General features: G+C 40.7%; 23 protein-coding genes and 1 pseudogene. 18 read left to right on the top strand and 6 right to left on the bottom strand.

Going from position 1 to position 20,818, the window contains the following annotated elements; all coding sequences use genetic code 11:
* The first annotated feature begins 45 nt into the window (after positions 1–45).
* Positions 46–291, top strand: coding sequence for a transcriptional regulator SplA domain-containing protein (locus tag AC6CIB_RS17245; RefSeq protein WP_498282891.1), 246 nt, complete (start codon positions 46–48; stop codon positions 289–291).
* A gap of 11 nt (positions 292–302) precedes the next feature.
* On the top strand, positions 303–1,331 hold the full coding sequence (gene splB, locus AC6CIB_RS17240) for a spore photoproduct lyase (RefSeq protein ID WP_498282725.1): 1,029 nt from the start codon (positions 303–305) through the stop codon (positions 1,329–1,331).
* Positions 1,332–1,377: 46 nt separating this feature from the next.
* Here splB and AC6CIB_RS17235 read toward each other — a convergent pair whose 3' ends face one another.
* The gene (locus AC6CIB_RS17235; protein WP_498282723.1) at positions 1,378–1,806 is read right to left on the bottom strand and encodes a low molecular weight phosphatase family protein; all 429 of its coding nucleotides are present in this window, start codon (positions 1,804–1,806) and stop codon (positions 1,378–1,380) included.
* Between the two features lie 381 nt (positions 1,807–2,187).
* Between AC6CIB_RS17235 and AC6CIB_RS17230 the strand changes: the two genes are divergently transcribed.
* The gene (locus AC6CIB_RS17230) at positions 2,188–3,432 is read left to right on the top strand and encodes a dicarboxylate/amino acid:cation symporter (RefSeq protein WP_498282721.1); all 1,245 of its coding nucleotides are present in this window, start codon (positions 2,188–2,190) and stop codon (positions 3,430–3,432) included.
* An 83-nt stretch (positions 3,433–3,515) separates the two neighbouring features.
* On the opposite strand, the pseudogene AC6CIB_RS17225 reads toward AC6CIB_RS17230, so the two are convergent.
* Positions 3,516–3,782, bottom strand: a pseudogene (locus AC6CIB_RS17225) (FAD-binding domain-containing protein); the annotation flags it as partial.
* Between the two features lie 206 nt (positions 3,783–3,988).
* On the opposite strand from AC6CIB_RS17225, the gene AC6CIB_RS17220 reads away from it, so the two are divergent.
* Positions 3,989–4,441: a helix-turn-helix transcriptional regulator gene (locus AC6CIB_RS17220; RefSeq protein ID WP_498282719.1), complete on the top strand. Its 453-nt coding sequence runs from the start codon at positions 3,989–3,991 to the stop codon at positions 4,439–4,441.
* Between the two features lie 57 nt (positions 4,442–4,498).
* On the opposite strand, the gene AC6CIB_RS17215 is transcribed toward AC6CIB_RS17220, so the two are convergent.
* On the bottom strand, positions 4,499–5,023 hold the full coding sequence (locus AC6CIB_RS17215) for a universal stress protein (RefSeq protein ID WP_498282717.1): 525 nt from the start codon (positions 5,021–5,023) through the stop codon (positions 4,499–4,501).
* 1,163 nt (positions 5,024–6,186) lie between these two features.
* On the opposite strand from AC6CIB_RS17215, the gene AC6CIB_RS17210 reads away from it, so the two are divergent.
* The 11 genes from AC6CIB_RS17210 (at position 6,187) to AC6CIB_RS17160 (ending at position 16,355) form a co-directional block, all read left to right on the top strand.
* The gene (locus AC6CIB_RS17210) at positions 6,187–7,458 is read left to right on the top strand and encodes an MFS transporter (protein WP_498282715.1); all 1,272 of its coding nucleotides are present in this window, start codon (positions 6,187–6,189) and stop codon (positions 7,456–7,458) included.
* Between the two features lie 149 nt (positions 7,459–7,607).
* Positions 7,608–8,147, top strand: coding sequence for an RNA polymerase sigma factor SigY (gene sigY / locus AC6CIB_RS17205; RefSeq protein ID WP_498282713.1), 540 nt, complete (start codon positions 7,608–7,610; stop codon positions 8,145–8,147).
* A complete protein-coding gene (locus tag AC6CIB_RS17200; protein WP_498282711.1) occupies positions 8,125–8,445 on the top strand; it encodes a YxlC family protein in 321 nt (106 codons plus the stop codon). Before sigY ends, AC6CIB_RS17200 begins: the two co-directional genes overlap by 23 nt.
* A complete protein-coding gene (locus tag AC6CIB_RS17195) occupies positions 8,442–8,654 on the top strand; it encodes a sigmaY antisigma factor component (RefSeq protein WP_498282709.1) in 213 nt (70 codons plus the stop codon). The genes AC6CIB_RS17200 and AC6CIB_RS17195 overlap by 4 nt, the downstream gene beginning before the upstream one ends.
* Complete coding sequence (locus AC6CIB_RS17190; protein ID WP_498282707.1) at positions 8,651–8,965, top strand: YbjQ family protein; 315 nt, start codon at positions 8,651–8,653, stop codon at positions 8,963–8,965. The genes AC6CIB_RS17195 and AC6CIB_RS17190 overlap by 4 nt, the downstream gene beginning before the upstream one ends.
* A gap of 547 nt (positions 8,966–9,512) precedes the next feature.
* On the top strand, positions 9,513–11,270 hold the full coding sequence (locus AC6CIB_RS17185; RefSeq protein WP_498282705.1) for an ABC transporter ATP-binding protein: 1,758 nt from the start codon (positions 9,513–9,515) through the stop codon (positions 11,268–11,270).
* Positions 11,267–13,285, top strand: coding sequence for an ABC transporter ATP-binding protein (locus AC6CIB_RS17180; protein WP_498282703.1), 2,019 nt, complete (start codon positions 11,267–11,269; stop codon positions 13,283–13,285). Before AC6CIB_RS17185 ends, AC6CIB_RS17180 begins: the two co-directional genes overlap by 4 nt.
* A gap of 127 nt (positions 13,286–13,412) precedes the next feature.
* Complete coding sequence (locus AC6CIB_RS17175; RefSeq protein WP_498282701.1) at positions 13,413–14,315, top strand: ABC transporter permease family protein; 903 nt, start codon at positions 13,413–13,415, stop codon at positions 14,313–14,315.
* Positions 14,308–15,327, top strand: coding sequence for an ABC transporter permease subunit (locus tag AC6CIB_RS17170; protein ID WP_498282699.1), 1,020 nt, complete (start codon positions 14,308–14,310; stop codon positions 15,325–15,327). Before AC6CIB_RS17175 ends, AC6CIB_RS17170 begins: the two co-directional genes overlap by 8 nt.
* A 159-nt stretch (positions 15,328–15,486) precedes the next feature.
* A complete protein-coding gene (locus tag AC6CIB_RS17165; protein WP_498282697.1) occupies positions 15,487–15,864 on the top strand; it encodes a hypothetical protein in 378 nt (125 codons plus the stop codon).
* On the top strand, positions 15,861–16,355 hold the full coding sequence (locus AC6CIB_RS17160; protein ID WP_498282695.1) for a hypothetical protein: 495 nt from the start codon (positions 15,861–15,863) through the stop codon (positions 16,353–16,355). Before AC6CIB_RS17165 ends, AC6CIB_RS17160 begins: the two co-directional genes overlap by 4 nt.
* Before the next feature lie 157 nt (positions 16,356–16,512).
* On the opposite strand, the gene AC6CIB_RS17155 is transcribed toward AC6CIB_RS17160, so the two are convergent.
* The 3 genes from AC6CIB_RS17155 to AC6CIB_RS17145 all read right to left on the bottom strand — a co-directional run bounded on the left by AC6CIB_RS17155 (position 16,513) and on the right by AC6CIB_RS17145 (position 18,241).
* Positions 16,513–16,893, bottom strand: a complete 381-nt coding sequence (locus AC6CIB_RS17155) for a hypothetical protein (RefSeq protein ID WP_498282693.1) — start codon at positions 16,891–16,893, stop codon at positions 16,513–16,515.
* A 108-nt stretch (positions 16,894–17,001) separates the two neighbouring features.
* Positions 17,002–17,133 carry a hypothetical protein gene (locus AC6CIB_RS17150; RefSeq protein WP_498282691.1) on the bottom strand — a complete coding sequence of 44 codons (132 nt, stop codon included), beginning with the start codon at positions 17,131–17,133 and terminating at the stop codon, positions 17,002–17,004.
* A gap of 499 nt (positions 17,134–17,632) precedes the next feature.
* Positions 17,633–18,241 (bottom strand): NAD(P)-dependent oxidoreductase, encoded by a 609-nt coding sequence (locus AC6CIB_RS17145; protein WP_498282689.1) that lies wholly within the window; start codon positions 18,239–18,241, stop codon positions 17,633–17,635.
* 207 nt (positions 18,242–18,448) lie between these two features.
* Between AC6CIB_RS17145 and AC6CIB_RS17140 the strand changes: the two genes are divergently transcribed.
* Genes AC6CIB_RS17140 through AC6CIB_RS17130 form a run of 3 tightly spaced genes read left to right on the top strand, consistent with a single transcriptional unit; the run spans position 18,449 to position 20,705 of the window.
* Positions 18,449–19,273 carry an amino acid ABC transporter substrate-binding protein gene (locus tag AC6CIB_RS17140; RefSeq protein ID WP_498282687.1) on the top strand — a complete coding sequence of 275 codons (825 nt, stop codon included), beginning with the start codon at positions 18,449–18,451 and terminating at the stop codon, positions 19,271–19,273.
* Positions 19,257–19,952, top strand: a complete 696-nt coding sequence (locus AC6CIB_RS17135; RefSeq protein ID WP_113971234.1) for an amino acid ABC transporter permease — start codon at positions 19,257–19,259, stop codon at positions 19,950–19,952. Before AC6CIB_RS17140 ends, AC6CIB_RS17135 begins: the two co-directional genes overlap by 17 nt.
* Positions 19,953–19,970: 18 nt before the next feature.
* Positions 19,971–20,705 carry an amino acid ABC transporter ATP-binding protein gene (locus AC6CIB_RS17130; RefSeq protein WP_498282685.1) on the top strand — a complete coding sequence of 245 codons (735 nt, stop codon included), beginning with the start codon at positions 19,971–19,973 and terminating at the stop codon, positions 20,703–20,705.
* Positions 20,706–20,818: the final 113 nt, after the last annotated feature.

Here is a 20,818-nt window from a genome sequence, read left to right as displayed (position 1 = left end):
TAACAAAAAATGATAGTACTGACGTTTAGGAAAAAGGTGAAAAGAATGGAACTGAATGATCAATATATGCCCTATCAAGCCGGCGATGTCGTATATGTGATTTATCGAAATCCACATACACAAAGTGTAGCCAACGTGCAGGAGGCAGCCGTAGTACATGATCCGGAAAATCCGAACGAACTGGCATTATTTTTATATGAAACCCATTATCCGTTAACACATGAAATAGCGGTTTATTCTTCAGAAGCTGAAGCAGAGCAAGCCTATACTCAATCATTTGGAGACCTGTAGGAGGATGAATCATGGTTAAACCGTTCATGCCGCAATTGGTCTACTTTGAACCGAATGCATTGGAATATCCGTTGGGAAAAGAGCTCAAAGAAAAGTTTGAAAAAATGGATGTGGAAATCCGGTATACAACATCACATAACCAGGTTCGTAATTTGCCAGGGGACAACCATTTCCAGAAATACCGGATTGCGAAATCCACATTAGTAGTCGGAGTGAGAAAAACGTTGAAGTTTGATACATCCAAACCGTCTGCTGAATATGCCATCCCATTTGCAACAGGGTGCATGGGGCACTGTCACTATTGCTATCTGCAAACAACGATGGGGAGTAAACCGTATATACGAACGTATGTCAATGTGAATGAAATATTTGAGTCGGCAGACAAGTATATTGCACAAAGAGCTCCTGAATTCACGCGCTTTGAAGCTGCTTGTACGTCGGATATCGTAGGGATTGATCATCTCACCCATACCTTAAAACGAGCCATCGAGCATTTTGGCGAATCCGAGTATGGCAAGCTTCGTTTTGTGACGAAATTCCATCACGTCGACCATCTGCTTGATGCAAAGCATAATGGGAAAACGAGGTTCCGATTCAGCATCAATGCCGATTATGTGATTAAGAATTTTGAGCCTGGTACGTCTCCTTTAGATAAGCGCCTCGAGGCAGCGGAGAAGGTAGCGAGAGCAGGATATCCATTAGGATTCATTGTGGCACCTATCTATATCCATGAAGGATGGCAGGAAGGGTATAAGCAAATGTTTGAACACTTGGAAGCTCACCTGCCGGAAGAAGCGAAAAAGGATTTAACCTTTGAATTCATTCAACATCGTTTCACAAAACCGGCTAAAAGAGTCATTGAGAAAAATTATCCGATGACAAAGCTTGAACTTAATGAGGAAGAACGGCGATATAAATGGGGTAAATACGGGATTGGCAAGTATATCTATCAGAAGGATGAAGAGCAGGAAATGAAAGATCATCTGTATGCCTACATGGAAAAACATTTTCCAAAAGCGAAGCTGGAGTATTTCACATAGAAAAAAGGGACTGATTACAATACAATGTTAGTTGTAATCAGTCTTCTTAGTGTAGGTGTGGTAGAAGATTTTCCAAATCTTTCACTCGCATGGCAATTTCATCACAAATTTCTTGATAGTGTACCCATTCTTCAATAAGTGTCGTAGAACGCTTCCTTGGATTAGGCAAATTCCAATAGATGACTTTATCTTCTAATTCAGATGGAATCTCTATCTTATCATCATATTCTGTATCCTGAATCGCAACAATAACCGAAGCATTACCAAGTTCATTCATCTCAATGCTTGTTAGTGGGAATGTACTAATATCAATACATAACTCTTTCATTGCTAAAACGCTGAATTCAGCACGACTCTCTGCAACCCATCCGGCACTTTTGAATGACCAATCTGACACATCGAGCTTCTCGGCCCACCCTTCAGCTATCAAGCTGCGCTGTTGACTACTTGAAAGAAAATAGACTGTTTTATTCATTTTAGGTATGTTCCTTTCTATTTTCATGATGTTATTACTATTTACCCAATCACGTAATATTTAATCATTAAATGTAAAAAAGAAAAGTTTGGAAGTTGATCTGTAGTCATATAGAATCATTCAACTCCCACATATTGTGTAGGGTGTGAGGTGAAACATAGTAAAAATGTTTTAATTCACCCTTAATCTTCTTCAATTATTAAAAAAATCAGTATAATAGGAAAAGGAGAATGAAGAAGCAGCAAAAAAAATGATGGAAAGGCAGTTCAGGAAGAGATAGTAGTATAATGACAGAAAAATTTAAAAAATAATAGTTTTGCTAAAAGTAATTAAGGGTAAACATCTTTTAATTATTTTGTATTCAATAGGGGAGGTACATCTATGAAATTTAATTTAACAACTAAGATTATTATTGCCTTAATACTAGGGGCGATTGTGGGATTACTGCTTAATATTTTTGCTAAAGATATATTTGATATATTAGATCCTTATCTTTTTACTCCGTTAGGGAAAATATTCCTTAACCTCATCAGCATGCTGGTTGTACCAATTGTGTTTCTATCCATCGTTCTTGGATCTGCAGGTCTGGGTGACCCTAAGAAACTGGGGAGAATTGGGTTGAAGACTATTGTATTCTTCTTAATGACTACCTGTATTGCCATCGTTATTGGTTTATCTCTGGCTTATGTCATTGATCCCGGTTTGGTAGAGGGAATCGACAAAACACAGTCAGAAGGTTTTGAAACGAAAGATGCTCCTCCTGTGGGAGAGACCCTCATGAACATTATTCCCAAAAATCCACTTACGGCGATGACAGAGGGAAATATGCTCCAAATCATTGCATTTGCCATCTTTATTGGATTTGGATTAACAGCTTTAGGGGATAAAACAAAAGGAATATTAAAGCTTGTTGAACAAGGAAATGATCTTATGATGTACCTTGTGACACTCGTGATGAAATTCGCTCCATACGGAACATTCGGATTAATCGCTTCAGCAATAGGAAGCCAGGGTTTCAGTGCATTGAAGGCGATGTGGCTTTATTTTGTAGTTGTTCTTGCAGCATTGATCATTCACGCGCTCGTTACCTATGGTGGAACGATCCTCCTTCTGGCAAAGAAGAATCCGCTTTGGTTCTTCAAGAATTTCAGTCCTGCGATGAGCGTAGGATTCAGTACATCGAGCAGTAACGCGACGCTTCCCATCTCAATGGATGTTGCCCAAAAACGTTTAGGCGTATCGAAATCAGTAAGCTCCTTCGTTCAACCATTAGGAGCTACCATCAACATGGATGGTACTGCTATCATGCAGGGGGTTGCAACCGTCTTTATCGCTCAGGTATATAGTGTTGATTTATCATTGGAACAACTGATTACGGTTGTACTAACGGCTGTATTAGCCAGTATTGGTACAGCAGGGGTTCCTGGAGTCGGATTGATCCTTCTTGCGATGGTATTAAGCAGTGTAAACCTGCCGGTAGAAGGAATTGGATTAATTCTGGGGATCGACCGTTTACTTGATATGGCCAGAACCTCCATCAACATCTCCGGAGATGCAGCATGTGCGTTGTTTGTATCTGAATCTGAGAAGAAGCGTACGATTAAGGAACAAAGAGGAGAAGCATAATCTCTTCTGTAAAAAGAGTCCTTTACCCTTTCCATTAAATCGAGTCTATGGCCTTTATGGGTCGTAGACTCGATTTTTTATATTTATTTTATTTCATCATAGCGCTCTAAAGCCCTTTTTTTAACTGCTTTATGATCGACGATCGGATAGGGATAATGTTCTCCCAGGATGCCCTCCGCTTCTTCCAGAATATCCACGGGAGCTTCTGAAGGTTTGTGGATATGTTTGTTGGGAACATCTTTTAATTCAGGAACCCACATCCGGAAAGTGCCTTCTTTATCGAATTTTTCACTTTGAAGGGTTGGATTGAAAATACGGAAGTTGGGGGCTGAATCAAATCCGGAGCCTGCAGGTCCTCCCTAATAAGGACAATGATGCGTTTTGTCATGATTATCCCTCCGTTTTAGTCGAATACGACAATCCTTTACCAAAAGTATAGTAAAATAAACAGGGTGATACAAAAATCGATGGGCTTGATCGAAACGTTTAAATATTCTTGAAAATGGAAATGAAATTGGTGTAATATTACACTATGAAGAGAGTGAGGTGTGAATCGATGACAAAAGAAGAGATCGTTCTAATCATTTCAGATAAATTAAGGCTAATACGAACAGAGGCAGGTTATACACAGGATAAGATGGCGAACATTATCGGATTATCCAAAAAAACCCTTGTTCAAATTGAAAAAGGCAGAGTCATGGCCAGCTGGACCGCGGTTATTGCCATCTGTGCATTGTTTAAAGATAGTGAAACCTTAACCACGAGTCTTGGGGGGGAACCCCTTGAAATCATAGAGACCATTTCTCGGGAAGGTATTGATTATCGGAAGGAAAAAACGTTAGGCGGGAAGGTCTGGTGGAAAGATGTAAAGAAGAATGATGAATACATCCTTCAGCAAAACCTTTTCAGTCAGCACTTCAGAATTTTGGACTTTGAGGACTATCGGATATACAGCAGCTTTGACGAGAAGAACGCCCATAAACGTTTTGATGAGTTAACTGGTAAGTAATACATATTTAAATGGAGGGACGGACCTTTTAAAGGTCAGTCCCTCCATTTGTTCCATTTATTTTACGACCAGGACGCTGGTTTCGCAGTTTTGAGTAACTTTTTCACTGACGCTTCCGAGCACCCATTTTTTCATGCCGGATTTACGGCTGCTCCCGACTACTACCAGGTCTGCCTGGATTTCTTTGGCATATTCACATATGCGTTTTGCTTCTGAACCGGATAGGTGAATATAGTTTGCTTCAATCCCGTAAGGAGAAAGTTTTTCTTTAGCATTTTTCAAAAAGTGATGTGTAGAGGAGGGAGTCTTAATTTCATGACGTTCTTCCTCCGTAGTATGAACCTTGTTGTCGGGTGAAACCGACAGATTTCCCATATAATTGTTATCAAAACCAGGTGACGTATCCGCTAATGCATGGGTAGGGGTATAGTTGTCATGACTTACATTTGCTACCTTTTCATCTGATATATGGAGTACGGTTAATTGTGTATCTATAGAACTTTTTATTAATTTTTGTACTTCATCTAAAGCTTTCTTGCTTCCATCGGTTTCATCGTAGGCTAACAAAATATGTTTATACATTAAAATCACCTCATCAATAGGATATCTATTATTTACCCAATATTAAGTTTTTTAATCTTTTTCAGGAAAACGGTGAATGGAATGCAGAATATATAGAAGCAGATTCAACATTGGCTTAATAACGAAAAGAAAGAGCAGAACGGGGGAAGATCCGTTCTGCTCTTTCTATTTGATAAAAATTTATATAATAGCAGGAATAATGTTCAGTTTGAATGGTTTTGATTACAGCATGCTGATAATCCAACCAATGACAACAATTGCTCCAACGACCATTAAGATTGTACGTATCATTATAATCACCTCGACTTATAGTATCAATGAAATATGTTTTGTCTTTCTAACCGGTTAATGTAAAGTTACCCTGTCAATCCATAGTTAAAACCTTCTCCGTATTATTATTTAACCAGGCCAATCCTTCGGGCGTTATTTCTGTTCCAATTCTCCCTCTTTGGATCAATACATACCCAAGATCCTGGAGTTCGTTTAGTCTTGTCCTGATTTGTTGAACGGATAGAGGAGTGGAGCCTTGTAGCAGGGAAGAATAAATCTTTTATCTGCTGGCTCGTTTTCCTTCTTCGAAAAATTCAACTAAAGCGATAAGGATATTCACATACTCCCCGGTTTTAGTCATTGAGATAGCAGGAGGGGAAAAGGTACCCTTAGTATGCTCCTTTTCGGTGAAATTATAATCATTTTTTGGTAATTGATGAACCGTTAACCGATTTTGTCCTACAACGGTGATCATGTAAAGAAGTGTATTCTTAAGTTATTCCACTCCAAGGTGCTTTCTTCAATGCATCTAATACAGCAACGTCGATTGTATTGATTTTGCTTTGTTCCATACGAAGGAAATTCGCGATGAGAAGGGGGATATCTTCAGAACCTAGGGGCTTTGGGTTTTTTCTAAGAATTAGAAAGGGATAAAGATGGTCTGAACGGATAACTGCGATATTTACATTTTAACGGCAAAAGTTTGGATATAACGGCGAAATTATAAATATATCGGCGAAACGGCTTCTCCTGACCTTTTGCTATCAGGGAGAGACTAACTCCCAACCCTATCCGACCACAGACGGAGGAAAAAACCACCAATAGACCCTTAGGTTCACATGGTTTTCCCTTTAAGATAAAGATAGTTAATCATTGATGGGAGACGGTTATTCATGAAAAAAATGATTGAAATCTTTAAGAATCCAATTTTTCTAAAGTTGTTCTTTGCTAATTTCACTTCGCATATGGGAAGTGTAATTGGTTTGACAGCTTTTATGTTTTATCTTCTGGACCGGTTTTCAGAACAGCCCATGTTTGCGTCGATTACGGAAATGATGTACTCACTTCCTACTCTTCTCGTATTCTTCCTGGTGGGGGTTTTAGCTGATAGAATGGACCGGCAAAAAATTGCCTACCACTGCGATACGATCAGTGCGTTCCTTACACTTTTATTGTTCGGGGCCATCTACATTGGCTGGCTACCCCTCATATTTGCCATCTTGTTTCTAAGAAGCGGCGTCCAGAAGTTCTTCTTTCCTGCTGAACAAGGGATACTGCAAGGAGTGCTTTCAAAAGGTGATTATTCAACGGCCGCCGGCTTGAATCAAATGGTAATGAGCTTGTTTATGTTACTTGGAAATGCTGTTGCCATCTTTGTATATTGGACGGCGGGGATCTACGGTGCGATTGCAGTCGATTTTGTTACATTTGTTATTTCTGCCATCTTAATCAGGAAATGTATCATTCCTGAAGAGGTTCGTCTTCCAAACGGCCAGCATACATGGAAAGACTTGAACATTCAGTCTGTGACGAAAGATTTTACAGCGGGGATGAACTATATCCTGAATCATAAGCTGCTATTATCCTTAATTGGAGGGTTTGTCGTATTTGGAATTGTGAACGGAGGATTCTCGGTCATTCCTATTTTTATATTGAAATATAAATTAGCCCCAGAGTCTTATGAAGAATATTCGATTCTATTAGGTGTCGCATTCGGGGCCGGTATATTGATTGGCAGTATCTTCTCTTCAATGCTTTCTCAGAAGTTTAAGTTTCATGTGTTGATTGTTGCAGGGCTGGCTATTTCCGGAACGTTTATCATCGCAGCATCTTTTGCGTCTGCGACTTGGATCTTCCTCACGATCATCTTTTTCGCTGCATTGGGGTTACCTCTTGTGAATATTGCAATCGGGGGATGGATGCCGAGCATAATTGACCCGAAAATGATGGGCAGGGTGCAAGGATGGATCAATCCTCTTATGATGCTGTCACAATCGATTACCCTGGGAGTGATTGCTTTGACATTCCCTACCGTCGTAACCGTTGAAATGCTCTACTGGCTCGTTGGAGGATGTCTAATCATAGTAGGGATCTTCTACACCATCATTCTTCCTAAATATGTAAAGGAGGAAAAAAAAGCTCAGCCTGCTGCTCTGAATAGCTAAGTGAGATTCCCTCGATGAATAGGAAAGAACTATTCATCGAGGGGTATTTTTATTTCAAAAAAAGTATAATGATTTTATGAACGATTTTTCCCGTTGTGCGTCTTATGAATGAACTCGCAGGCTGGGGCGAAAAGAAAGGACAGTAAAGGATGGAAGAGAGAGATCTGATCAAACGGGCGAAAAAAGGGAATCACGAAGCCTTTGCTATTCTTTTTCGAGAACATTATCCTTTTCTAGTGAAATACTTAATGAAAGTGACAATGAATCGCGATCAAGCAGAGGAGCTTGCACAGGATACGATGGCAAAATGTGTAGAGAAGATTCATCAATACAACGGGAAATCAAAATTCTCATCATGGCTGATTTCCATCGCAACCAATCGTTATATTGATCTGCAGCGTAAAAAGAAAAGAGAACAGAACTGGCAGAATGAAGAAGTGAACGTTAGAAAATTAAAATGGGAGATGGAGTCAAGGAATGAAGAATGGAATGATGTGCTGACAGCCTTATCCACACTTTCAGAAGATATCAGGCTCCCTATCATTCTGAAACATTACTACGGTTATTCCTATGAAGAGATTGGTCAAATGACAGAAGTGCCACCTGGGACAGTGAAATCACGGGTTCATCATGGGATCATCCGGTTGAGGAAGGAGTTGAAAATAGATGAACAACCATCAGGAACATAACGATGAATTAAAGAAATTACTGGAGGACGGATTCCAGTCAATTGATGAAGACATTGACGAAAGCACCCCGTCTCTGCAGTGGTTTGAGCAATTAGTAGAGAATCAGCAAGTGGAGATTAAAGCCAGGTTTAAACGAGATCTCACCATATTTCTTCTTCTTGCCTGTTTTATCTTGACTGTGTTTTCCCTTACGTTATTTCAAATGCCAATTCTATTTCTTCTCCTTCAAGTTGCCATCTTTGTGGGAGCCTCGATTTTTACTGGCATAACATATACGAAAAAGGTGAAAAGGATATGACAAAAGAAGAGCTCTATATCTTACCCCTTGTCATTCCGATCCTTCTGACTCAAAGTATTTACCTGTTTATCGATGCCCGGAAGAACGGACATAATTATTGGTTCTGGGGGATCTGGGGATTGATTCAGTGCCCATTTCCACTCATCTTTTATTTCATATTTGTAAAGAAGATTTGGAGAAAATTTAAGGCAGGGGAGAGGGAATCATGATTATTGTGACAACCGATTTTGTACCAGGTAAGGATGTAAAAGAATTAAGAGGATTTGTAAGGGGAAGTACCGTCCAAGCGAAGCATATTGGCAAAGACATCATTGCCGGTCTTAAAACCATTATTGGCGGAGAAATAAGCGAATACAGTGAGTTGATGGAGGAAGCAAGAAATCAAGCGATTGATCGTATGATGGAAGAAGCTTCTCAAAAAGGTGCAAATGCCGTTATTGCCGTTCGTTTAGAAACCTCAGCGGTCATGCAAAACGCTTCTGAAATTATTGCTTACGGAACGGCTGTGGTCGTGGAATAATTCTGCATTTGTGGTTCACTAATATTGTGGAAAAACATATAGTATATAGAAAATTATCAATAAAAATAATATTGACACAATTCGTGGCGTATAGTATGGTTATTAATGGAATAAATAATAAAAATGAATGGAGGGTTTGTGATGATGAAAGTGTATACAATTCATGGAGTACCAGCAGTGTTCAATACCAATTTCATATCATCACATAACCAGTAACTCCTTAATCATTCTGTCATATGAATATTAATGGCACAGGTTATGCAAATAATCTGTGCTTTTCTATGTCCAAAAACAAAGACGGACGTTTTTAAGGCGCAACAGATTGGTAGGGATCCAGAAGGAATCCCTACGGATCTAGTGAAAAAAGCCTTAAGCGTCTGTCTTTTTTTTCGTTTAGGTGTACCCAAGGACCAGCCTTGATCACATATAAAACCTAATTTCAGAAGGAGGAAATGATTATGTTAATCGTTCAAATGAAGAAGATGATGTCTGCTGTGGAGACAGAAGGCGGATAGTGAAGAAAGTCAACAAGAGGAGGTAATGTGGAATGTTTAGTATTTTTAAGAAATTATCGTGGTTTTTTATTGAAAATTGGAAGAGATATACGGTGGCGATCGTTCTATTGACGATTGTCGGAATCCTTGATGTGATTCCTCCAAAGCTTGTAGGGAATGCCATTGATGACATTCACCTGGGTGCGATGACGTGGGAAGTCGTAGGGAATTATCTTTGGCTGATCGCCGGTATCGCACTCATTTCGTACGCAATGACGTATGTGTGGATGTATCAATTATTTGGAGGTGCCTTTCTCGTTGAACGTAAGCTTCGCGGTAAATTTATGGGACATTTGTTAAAGATGACTCCGACTTTTTTTGAAAAGAATCGTACGGGAGATTTAATGGCAAGGGCAACGAATGATCTGAAGGCCATCTCGGTTACAGCCGGTTTCGGAGTATTGACACTAATCGATTCCAGTGTCTTTATGTTAACGATCCTTTTTACAATGGGGTTTCTTGTCAGCTGGAAATTGACTATCGCGGCGATATTGCCGCTTCCGATCATGGCTATGTTGATGAAGGTATACGGTGCGAGGATTCATAAGCGATTCACGGAAGCCCAGGATTCATTCGGTGACTTGAATGATAAAGTGCTTGAGTCGATTGCAGGTGTCCGTGTCATTCGTGCGTATGTACAGGAAAGAGCGGATGAGAAGCGTTTCGCTGATATGACTGAAGACGTCTATAACAAGAATATTGGTGTGGCAAAGATTGATTCCCTCTTTGAACCAACAATCAAAGTCCTTGTCGGGTTGAGCTATTTGATCGGACTTGGTTATGGAGCATATCTCGTGTTTCATCAATCGATCACATTGGGAGAGCTTGTTTCCTTTAACGTGTACCTCGGGATGCTGATTTGGCCGATGTTTGCCATTGGGGAGTTGATCAATATCATGCAGCGCGGGAATGCCTCACTTGACCGGGTTCAAGAGACCCTTGATTATGTGCAGGACGTCCAGGATTCTGAGAACCCTCAATGGATAGATTCTCCTGATCATATAGGATTTAAGGATGTGGACTTTCAATATCCGTCCTCACAGGTGTTGAATCTGTCCAATATCAATCTTAATATCCATCAGGGAGGCACTCTTGGAATCGTAGGAAAAACAGGAAGCGGAAAAACGACCTTTATCAAGCAGCTCCTCCGTGAATATCCTGCCGGAAAAGGTTCTTTATCCATAAGAGGGGTCCCGATCAGTGACTTGACCATTCAGCAGGTAAGGGATTGGATCGGTTACGTGCCCCAGGATCATATCCTTTTTTCAAGGACCGTTAGAGAAAACATTCTGTTCGGCAGACATGATGCGACTGAGCAAGACCTGGAACAAGCCATTGAACTGGCTGATTTCAAAAAAGATCTTGAAATGCTTCCGGACGGATTGACCACCCTTGTAGGAGAAAAGGGTGTGGCCCTTTCAGGTGGTCAGAAGCAGCGGATTTCGATTGCCCGGGCACTGATCAAAAATCCGGAAATCCTGATTCTGGATGACTCGCTATCGGCTGTTGATGCGAAAACAGAAGCGAAGATCATTGACAATATACGAAAAGAACGTGAAGGAAAAACAACGATTATTACGACTCATCGTCTCTCCGCCGTTCAGCATGCAGACTGGATTATCGTGTTTGAAGATGGGAAAGTGATAGAAGAAGGGGTACATGAACGACTCCTTGAAAACGGTGGTTGGTATAAAGAACAATTCGATCGCCAACAAGTTGAAGATTCCTCACACGAGGAGGTGGGCGCATGAACGTCGGAAGAAGACTAACCGAATATGCCCTTATTTATAAAAAAATCATTATTGCAGCCCTCTTGATGCTGAGTGTGTCAGTAGCGGCTGAACTTGCAGGCCCTTTTATTGCGAAGAAACTGATTGATGATCATATACTTGGAATCGAATCCACTTGGTATGAAACGGTGGAGGGGAAAGAAGCTGTATCCTATAAGGAGAAATGGTATAAACGTGATCAATATTTTTCAGAAGGGGAGACGAGAAAAGAAGATATACGTATCTTACAGGTCGGGAGAGAGTTTTATTTCGTTCCTTCCACCGTCTCCTTCGACGGAGAAAGGTCGGTCAAGTCAGGTGAAATGACGATTACGAAAGGGGATGAGTCGGCAACTTATCCCGCCGAGAAGTTGACCGGAGATGAGCTGCTGCGTTTTTATAATCCTGAAATCCCGAAGATCATTAAATTGATTGCCTTCTATTTTGGGCTGCTTGTAGTCGCAGCTTTTTTCCAATACGGTCAGCGATACTATTTACAAAAGGCAGCAAACCGGGTCATTCAGAAAATGCGTAATGATGTGTTCCGGCATATCCAGAATCTCCCAATAAGCTATTTTGATAATCTGCCGGCAGGAAAGGTCGTAGCGAGGATCACAAACGACACCGAAGCGATCCGGGATCTGTATGTAACAGTCTTATCAACTTTTTTCTCCAGTACGATTTACATTATTGGAATATACATCGCACTCTTTATACTTGATGCAAAATTAGCAGCCATTTGCTTGATCCTGATTCCGATTCTGGTTTTATGGACGTACCTGTATCGTATCTATGCATCTAAATACAATCATATCATCAGATCGAAAGTGAGTGATATCAATGCCATGATCAATGAGTCGATCCAGGGCATGAACATCATTCAGGCTTTCAGCAGAGAAAAGAAAACGAACGAAGAATTCGAAGAGTTGAACGAAACGCATTTCAAGTATCAAAATAAACTCTTGAGCTTGAATTCGATGACATCCCACAACCTGGTCGGGGTGTTGAGAAACATCACCTTTGTCGCATTCATATGGTATTTCGGAGGCGCTTCTATGGGAGTGGGATCGGTTGTCACATTGGGAGTGCTCTATGCCTTTGTCGATTACATCAACCGGTTGTTCCAGCCAGTGACAGGAATCGTCAATCAGCTGGCAAACCTTGAACAGGCACTTGTGGCAGGGGAGCGGGTTTTTCGCCTGTTGGAAGAGACCGGAACCCCGGTTGAAGATGAGAAAATGAGCAGGTATGACGGAAATGTCAGCTTTGAACATGTCTTCTTTGGATACAAGGAAAATGAATACGTGCTGAAGGATATCACGTTTACCGCAAGCAAAGGCGAAACCGTTGCCCTAGTGGGTCACACAGGTTCAGGGAAAAGCTCGATCATGAATCTATTGTTCCGTTTTTACGATAGCAATGAAGGGAAAATCCGGATTGACGGAAAAGACATTGTAGATATTCCCTATCAAACGATTCGTGAGCATATGGGAATTGTCTTGCAGGATCCTTATTTGTTTACGGGAACCATCGCATCCAATGTAAGCTTGGATGACCCCAGAATTTCAAGAGAACAGGTGGAAGCGGCGCTCAAAGCCGTCGGTGCTGAAAAAGTGTTCAAAAACCTTGAGAACGGCTATGACGAACCGGTGATCGAGAAAGGAAGCACCCTTTCTTCAGGGCAACGTCAACTGATTTCCTTTGCAAGGGCCCTTGCCTTTAATCCAGCAATCCTGATTTTGGATGAAGCGACGTCGAGCATTGACACAGAGACGGAAGCAGTCATTCAGGAAGCGATGGAAGTCTTGAAAAAAGGCAGAACGACCTTCATCATCGCACATCGACTATCTACGATTAAGAATGCCGATCAAATAATTGTAATGGATCGTGGAGAAATCGTGGAGAGGGGCAATCATGACGTACTGATGAAGCGGAAGGGCCGTTACTATCAAATGTATCAGCTTCAGCAGGGATCGAAAGGTGAAATGGCAGGATAAAGAATGAAGGCATCTGACGATTGTAGTCAATGCCTTTTCTTTTTAAAATATTTTTATCCAGAAAAAGGATTTTTGTAACCAGGACAAGAAAAGTAAAAAGATGCACAGATATGAGAAGGGGGAAATCATGAAGGCGCTCCGTCAATTACTGCTGATTATTATAGGGTTCATCTTGATTAGCGTGCTGCCCGTTTTGTTTTATGGAGGTGGAAGCGCTGAATTATATTATTTGATGATGAAGGATGAAGGAAATTCATTTGGCTTTTATCCGAAAGAGTATTTCCTAGGAATTTATCACGTATTTACGCGGATCTTTCAACAGGATCAGTGGATTTTGTTTGTGTTGAATAAGGAATATCCACTTCAAGATGTTCTCGCTGAACGTTATTTCTACTCCATGAAGGTATTCATATTTTCACTGGGATTGGCTGTGGGAATTTCATTCGTAGTGAGTTTATTCATATCCCTTTCTTCCAAATGGATGCAACATGCATTCTTAAGTCTGGTAAATATCCTTGAATCGTTTCCGGATGTGTTCATCATCATCGGTATCCAACTGGCTGTAGTGATGTATTTCCGTAACACGGGTGTGTTAATAGGAGATATTGCGATGACGGATGAAAAATTATACCTGTTGCCCGTCACCTGCTTAACGATTGTGCCGACCGTATTCCTAATTAAAACCATCGTCCTCCTTTTGAAAGAGGAAGACCAGAAACCGTACATAGAGCTTGCCAGGGGGAAAGGACTCAATGCGATTCAAGTGTTAGTGACCCATGGTTTCAGGAACGTGATTTACAGCTTATTCTATCGGTCCAAAATTATCTTCTCCTTTATGTTATCCAATCTGTTTATTTTAGAAAGGTTGTTCAATATGAGGGGGATCATGGATTTATTGATTTGGTCGAGTGGATTCACATTCGTGATTATTTCCACGGTCATTTTTCTGCCCTTCTTTCTAATCTTTACCCTAATCGAGATCCGAATGAAGAAGAACATCGGATTAAAGGAGGACGGGACCTATGCTTAAAGATCTCTGGAGGCAGCCTCAGTTTCTCATTGGGTTTATATTCATAACGGGACTTTTAACGCTGAGTTTTTTGTACGAACCATTTATAGAAGGAAAGGTAAAGATGTATAGTTTCTTTGAATATAACGGCGAAACTGTGGGACCTCCGTTCACACCGGCTGAGTTGCCGCCGTTCGGTTCCGATCGATTAGGTCTTCCACTATGGTCATATGTCATTCAGGGGGCGAAGTTTACCATCGTCATAGGATTGATCATAAGCCTTTTTCAAGTCATACTGGCTTTTTCATTGTCAGTGCTCTTTATAAACTTCTTTCAAAAAGTGCAACAGGCATTTGAAGAGTTGGTAGAGTCCATGGTCTATATTCCTATGGCTGTCATTGCCTTCATGCTCCTGTCTCCAATCAGTTTCGTCATCGATGAGCCAGAGAAAGCGTTTGTGAAAGTGTTAAGTATTCAAATCTTCATCCTGACGCTGATCGGTATCCCGCCATTGATTGTAGTCCTGTCTAAGGAAATCAAGAAAGTGCTACAGGAAGAGTTCGTGCTGAGTGCTAGAACGTTGGGGGCAAGTGGCTTATCTTTGTATCGGAGGCATGTCCTGAGAAATCTATTCCCGCGTCTGATCCTGTTGTTTTTTCAGCGGAATGTGGCGGTACTGATATTGTTCGCCCATCTTGGCTTCCTTGAGATTTTCCTTGGAGGTGCGGTAGAGAGGGAAATCATGATGGGAGTAACCCGATTATTTTCTCTTTCCAATGAATGGGCCGGAAATATCGGGAAAGCCTACTTTGAACTGATGGTGGCTCCATGGATCCTGTTTGTCCCCCTCATTGCCCTATCATTCACCGTGCTTTCCTATAATCTCATGGCAACCTCTCTTCAACGGGTCCTGTTGGGAGACAGGGGGAGGGTGAAAAGAAGCAGGAAAGCAGATGAAACACAGAAGGTATCCGTGGAGGGTGTGGAGAAAGAAATGTTTGTGGTAGAGTCTCAGGAGACATATAAGGGGTAGTAGGAGCAATCGGATAGACCCATCATTTAAACATAAATACAATTTTCTGCTAAGAAAACAGGACTTTTGTGGGATTTTGTCGTTTTAAATCGAAATTCTCTCTATATCAATGTATAATTTAATTGATAAAAAAGTTTCATAATAAGGGAGGATCCTATGATGGGATGGGTAATAGCCATTATGTTTGGTACAGCAGTTGTGCTGCTCATTTTATCGTTTATTAAAACGACACAATCCAACTCACAACTTGAGCAACAAATAGAACATGTTTCAATTTCAGTATTGAATGAAGTACATGAACTGGAGAAGCAGTTACGGAATATTCAATTAGACGCTGAAATTACAGCACAACAGTCTGGGGCAGCACCAGCGGAATCGGATGAAAGATTTATGCTGCGTGAGATACTTGACTTACATAAAAGAGGGTATTCTTTTGAAAGCATTGCATCAAAAAAACAGCTCACACCGAATGAGGTAGAGCGCATGCTTGCTCCTTACATGACAAGGAAGACTGAAAGGAGCTTAGTAGCACAATGAGAGTGACGCCTAATTCATTGCGCAGTTTTGCTGCAGGTCTCTTAATTGCAACGACGTCAATCGGTGCCGTTTATATGTTTGGTCCTTCGGAAGCCAAGAGTACAGAGAAAGTGGAAACCGTTAAAACGGAGAAGCTTACAGAGGAAGAAATGGTGAAACAGCTGACCTCCAACGGCTTTGTTATACATACAGAAGCAGAGTGGAACAAGCAGCTTTCAGCCATGACCGAGAAACAGGAAGAGAAAGCGGAAGATAAGAAAGAGGAAAAGACAGACGATAAGGTCGTTTACCGGACCATATTGACTGTTTCTACAGGTATGACAAGTATTGATGTCGGAAATGCCCTGGAAAACGCAAACATCATCAAAAGCGGCCTCGACTTTTACAAAGAAGTTGAAAAGCGCGGACTTGAAAATGATTTGCGCCCAGGTACTTTCGAAGTCGAGAGCGGAATGACAACAGACGAAATCATTTCAACGATTTTTCATTAACCTGAAACTGAAAAACTAAGCTACAACTAGAAAAACTTTTTGTATAGAAAACAAAAAACCTTCTTATTTGGATGATTAGAGCTGCAAAGAGCTGGTTACCAAATTAGGAGGCTTTTTGTTTTATACATATTCATGGAATCAGTTTTTCCTCTGTTGATTATTCTGTATTAGCCTTTAAAAGGCGGAGGATTTTTGTGTTCTGTTTTTTTAGCTCATCTAATTTCTGTTGAGTATTTACAAGTTCACTTTCTAGGGAACCGATTGATTTTAATAGGCTGGATGTTCCTATGCTGGCTTGATGTACATCGGAAAGCTTGCTTATGTTTGAAAGGAAAGAAAGGGATGTGGGGTTGACCAGATTTTTTGACAATTTGATCAGAGAAGAAAGATTTTCATCCTTCATCAGCTTACTCCCTTCAATTTCATTTGAATTTCCTTTCGTTTGATTCATCTCTTTTTCATTTAGCATCGTCTCAGCAAGGTTCATGATGTTGCTGATATCTAAGTTTTCCAATTGTTTTTTTAAATCATCATTCACTGACATCTTATCCTCAAAACCTTTCTATTAATATTTGTACTCCCCGTCAGACCGGTCTGACAGGGGAGTGAGAGTGTAAGGCATTCGATGTTGAATTACAGGAGACCATTAAGCCCTTCCTGCACTAATAACTTCACCGATGCAGCTATAAAGGACATCAGCAAGAGCTTCCTGCCCTAATAAAATAGCCACAAAAAGAGCAAGTGCGAGTAATAGCACAACTAGTGCTGTAATAATCATTCCCTCACCCCCTTTCTACATGGAAGTCAGGTAAAATTCGAATCTTACACAAGCATCTTATGCGAAGTGGCAGGACAAGCTTCAGCTATTCCCCTATATAAAGAAATTATGGGCAGCCCTTTTGTATTGGTATAGTGAAAATGTGTAGAAGAAAAAATTTAATAGGTCACTGAACGAAAGTAGAGATCATATTTAGCAGTCACGCTAGTGAAATTAGCCAACTAGAATAATGCGTGGATAAATCTACTGAAAAAGTGATGCAATTTTAAAGTAAGGCTTAATTAGAGTAAACTGCTAGATAGAAAGAATAGGTAGATGAAATGACATGAGTAGGTCATCCCAGGGGGGTGACGGGGCTAAAGATAACGTTTTTCAGTAGAAAATAGTAAGAGGATAGCACGCGTGCTATCCTCAAATTATTTAACTAAACGGATTTATGGATAAAAATACTCTTAAAGGAGAGCTTTTGCCAATGAGGCGGCAAGTATCCCCATTTATTTTAGTAACAAATCCCCACACGTCTCCTGATGTAGCGATCATCTTGCAGTTGTTGAAAGATAAAATCCCCAGTATCATACATGGAGATGCTTTTTCCTTCTTCAGGAAGGACATCCTTCTCTGTCCGGTATTCTCCAAGTCGCTCTCCATCAGGTAAATAGGTAGGACAAACAATCGTCCAATCCATTCCTGAAGCTTGTAAGATTAAATAGGCCCTTAAATGGTCCTCGGCAGCAGTCGTGCTTCTTCGTTTAGATTCACTAGACTGAAATCGATATAGACCCGAATCCTTTTGGGCTTGAAGGATTCCTGCTGTACCACAGGTAATGATTCGTTTCACACCATGATGCCTCATTGCTTTTAAGAGGATGGGCATGCTCCATGTGAGTACGTCATTTTTATCCGTATTCAAGCAGCTGATCACCGCATCGGAGCCCTCAATGGTTTTCATTACATCTACTTCATTCAATACATCACCAACAATATCCATACCAGATGCTTGCCCATCCATTTCTTTTCGAACCAAGCGAATCACTTCATGTGTGGAGTTTGCTTGTTGATAGACAACAGAACCGACTCGCCCCGTACTACCAAATAAAGCGATTTTCATCATTATGACCTCCCGTTTCCCAATAGAAATAGTTTATCGCAAAATCGTTATTCTTTACATGATTGAGCCTATCAGAATACATACTAATAAATGTGAAGAATGAAAAAGTCTCGAATTGAAAACTTTTGTATTGACTTATTCCTCGTATCGTTTTATGATGACAATCATAATAGTTTTAAATCCGATAAGAATAGTGGGGGTTTTACAATGGGAAAATGGAAATTATCCATCATCATGCTAATTGCTTTATCCATGGTATTAGCTTCGTGTGGCAAATCTAATGATAAAGAAGAATCCAGTGGTGATTCCAAAGAAGGTTCTGAAACATCACTTTACGATCAAGTGTTAGAAGAAGGAGAATTACTGGTTGGAACGGAAGGTACATATCCTCCTTTCACATTCCACGACGAATCCGGGGAACTGACTGGGTTTGACGTAGAGATTGCCCGTGAAGTAGCAAAGCGCCTGGGCGTTGAAGCTAAATTCCAAGAAACTCAATGGGATGCTATGTTTGAAGGTTTAAATTCTAAGCGTTTTGACGTAATTGCAAACCAAGTGGGAATTCGTGAAGATCGCCAGGAGAAATATGATTTCTCAACACCTTATATTGAATCAAGTGCAGTAGTGGTTGTATCGAAAGACAATAAGGATGTTACATCATTTGAAGACATCAAGGGATTAACTTCTGCTCAATCACTGACAAGTAACTACCGCGAGATCGCAGAAAAAAATGGTGCAGAAATCCAAGGTGTAGAGGGACTGTCACAATCCATCCAACTCCTTGAACAAGGCAGAGTGGACGTGACAGTGAACGATAAAATCTCTATCCTGGATTATTTAAAGAAACAGCCGAATGCCAATGTCAAAATAGCGGCTGAAGCTGAAGATGCCGGTCAAAGTGGTCTCATGTTCCGTAAAGGTAACGACAAGTTAGTGGAAGAAGTAAACAAAGCGTTAGAGGAAATGAAGGAAGACGGAACGTACAAAGAGATTTCTGAGAAATGGTTCGGAGAAGATGTATCTCCTAAGTAGTATCTACCAGGATCCTGAAGCAATGATTGATATTTTACAAAGCTCCCTGCTTCCAATGCTAGAGGGAGCTTTGTATTATTCTATCCCTCTGACGCTGATTTCTTTTGCTTTAGGAATGATCCTGGCCGTCCTTACAGCCCTTGCCCGATTGTCCAATGTATCGATTCTAAGAGGAATTGCACGATTCTATGTATCGGCCATTAGGGGAACACCTTTACTCGTTCAATTGTTCATTATTTTCTACGGCTTACCGACACTTGGAATAAAGTTTGATCCGTTCCCGTCTGCCATCATTGCTTTCTCATTAAATAAAGGTGCCTACTCCTCTGAAATCGTCCGTGCAGCGATTCAATCAATTCCTAAGGGCCAATGGGAAGCGGGATATTCAATTGGTATGACGTATTCACAGGCCCTAAAGAGAATTATTTTGCCGCAGGCAACCAGAGTATCCATCCCACCGCTATCGAACTCTTTCATTAGTTTGGTGAAGGATACCTCGCTTGCTTCATTAATTCTCGTAACGGAAATGTTCAGAAAAGCACAGGAAATCGCTGCCACAAACTATGAGTTCCTGCTCATGTACATGGAAGCTGCCTTGTTGTACTGGATCATTTGCTTTATTCTATCCATCATTCAAGGGCGTATTGAGACAAGACTGGACCGATATATTGCCAAGTAATATTAAAGGAGATTGAATATGATTTCCATCAAAGGATTAACCAAACGATTTGATCAATTAGAAGTTTTAAAAGGAATGAATGTAGAAGTCAATAAAGGACAGGTGATCGTCCTGATCGGCCCATCGGGTTCAGGAAAGACAACCTTCCTGCGTTGTTTAAATGCACTGGAAATACCGAATGACGGAACTGTTTCAATAGGCGGGACTTCCGTTGATTTCAATAACAAGGTTTCCAAGCAAGAGCTTATTAAACTTAGACGGAAAACAGGCATGGTGTTCCAAAACTATAATCTGTTTCCCCACATGACCGCACTGGAGAACGTAATGGAAGGGCCAACAGTCGTCCAAAAACGCAACAAGTCCGAAACAAAGCAAAAAGCGATCAGACTGCTTGAAAAAGTAGGACTCGGTGACAAAGTGAACTACTATCCATTCCAGCTCTCAGGAGGACAACAGCAACGGGTTGGAATCGCAAGAGCATTAGCGATCGAACCGGAAGTGATGCTCTTCGATGAACCAACTTCAGCACTCGATCCTGAATTGGTAGGGGAGGTTTTAAAGGTAATGAAGGACCTTGCTGAAGAAGGAATGACCATGGTTGTCGTGACTCATGAAATGAGATTTGCCAAAGAAGCAGCTGATAAAGTCATCTTCATGGATGGCGGATATATCGTTGAAGAAGGCTCTCCTCAAGAAGTGTTTGAACACCCTAAGAACGAACGTACGAAACAATTTCTGAACTTAATACAATAAATTGTACAAGATGAATGAGACTCATGCTCATTCATCTTTTTTTTAGGGTTTTGGTCATAATGTTAGGTGAGACTAATAAACTTTTCAGAAAAAGGTTAGTTCAACAGGATTAG

The sequence above is a fragment of the Rossellomorea sp. GQ25 genome, from assembly GCF_059758515.1.
The sequence above is the reverse complement of the archived record's forward strand: the minus strand, read 5'-3'. Positions and strand labels throughout refer to the sequence as shown.

What these genes read in the sequence shown, in the direction of transcription:
- AC6CIB_RS17145 (WP_498282689.1), bottom strand. Translation starts at nt 18,241, where the DNA reads ATGAAAATCGCTTTATTTGGTAGTACGGGGCGAGTCGGTTCTGTTGTC.
- AC6CIB_RS17245 (WP_498282891.1), top strand. Translation starts at nt 46, where the DNA reads ATGGAACTGAATGATCAATATATGCCCTATCAAGCCGGCGATGTCGTA.
- splB (WP_498282725.1), top strand. Translation starts at nt 303, where the DNA reads ATGGTTAAACCGTTCATGCCGCAATTGGTCTACTTTGAACCGAATGCA.
- AC6CIB_RS17140 (WP_498282687.1), top strand. Translation starts at nt 18,449, where the DNA reads ATGGGAAAATGGAAATTATCCATCATCATGCTAATTGCTTTATCCATG.
- AC6CIB_RS17150 (WP_498282691.1), bottom strand. Translation starts at nt 17,133, where the DNA reads ATGATTATTACAGCACTAGTTGTGCTATTACTCGCACTTGCTCTTTTT.
- AC6CIB_RS17220 (WP_498282719.1), top strand. Translation starts at nt 3,989, where the DNA reads ATGACAAAAGAAGAGATCGTTCTAATCATTTCAGATAAATTAAGGCTA.
- AC6CIB_RS17170 (WP_498282699.1), top strand. Translation starts at nt 14,308, where the DNA reads ATGCTTAAAGATCTCTGGAGGCAGCCTCAGTTTCTCATTGGGTTTATA.
- sigY (WP_498282713.1), top strand. Translation starts at nt 7,608, where the DNA reads ATGGAAGAGAGAGATCTGATCAAACGGGCGAAAAAAGGGAATCACGAA.
- AC6CIB_RS17160 (WP_498282695.1), top strand. Translation starts at nt 15,861, where the DNA reads ATGAGAGTGACGCCTAATTCATTGCGCAGTTTTGCTGCAGGTCTCTTA.
- AC6CIB_RS17135 (WP_113971234.1), top strand. Translation starts at nt 19,257, where the DNA reads ATGTATCTCCTAAGTAGTATCTACCAGGATCCTGAAGCAATGATTGAT.
- AC6CIB_RS17130 (WP_498282685.1), top strand. Translation starts at nt 19,971, where the DNA reads ATGATTTCCATCAAAGGATTAACCAAACGATTTGATCAATTAGAAGTT.
- AC6CIB_RS17235 (WP_498282723.1), bottom strand. Translation starts at nt 1,806, where the DNA reads ATGAATAAAACAGTCTATTTTCTTTCAAGTAGTCAACAGCGCAGCTTG.
- AC6CIB_RS17180 (WP_498282703.1), top strand. Translation starts at nt 11,267, where the DNA reads ATGAACGTCGGAAGAAGACTAACCGAATATGCCCTTATTTATAAAAAA.
- AC6CIB_RS17200 (WP_498282711.1), top strand. Translation starts at nt 8,125, where the DNA reads ATGAACAACCATCAGGAACATAACGATGAATTAAAGAAATTACTGGAG.
- AC6CIB_RS17215 (WP_498282717.1), bottom strand. Translation starts at nt 5,023, where the DNA reads ATGTATAAACATATTTTGTTAGCCTACGATGAAACCGATGGAAGCAAG.
- AC6CIB_RS17185 (WP_498282705.1), top strand. Translation starts at nt 9,513, where the DNA reads ATGTTTAGTATTTTTAAGAAATTATCGTGGTTTTTTATTGAAAATTGG.
- AC6CIB_RS17210 (WP_498282715.1), top strand. Translation starts at nt 6,187, where the DNA reads ATGAAAAAAATGATTGAAATCTTTAAGAATCCAATTTTTCTAAAGTTG.
- AC6CIB_RS17230 (WP_498282721.1), top strand. Translation starts at nt 2,188, where the DNA reads ATGAAATTTAATTTAACAACTAAGATTATTATTGCCTTAATACTAGGG.
- AC6CIB_RS17165 (WP_498282697.1), top strand. Translation starts at nt 15,487, where the DNA reads ATGGGATGGGTAATAGCCATTATGTTTGGTACAGCAGTTGTGCTGCTC.
- AC6CIB_RS17190 (WP_498282707.1), top strand. Translation starts at nt 8,651, where the DNA reads ATGATTATTGTGACAACCGATTTTGTACCAGGTAAGGATGTAAAAGAA.
- AC6CIB_RS17195 (WP_498282709.1), top strand. Translation starts at nt 8,442, where the DNA reads ATGACAAAAGAAGAGCTCTATATCTTACCCCTTGTCATTCCGATCCTT.
- AC6CIB_RS17175 (WP_498282701.1), top strand. Translation starts at nt 13,413, where the DNA reads ATGAAGGCGCTCCGTCAATTACTGCTGATTATTATAGGGTTCATCTTG.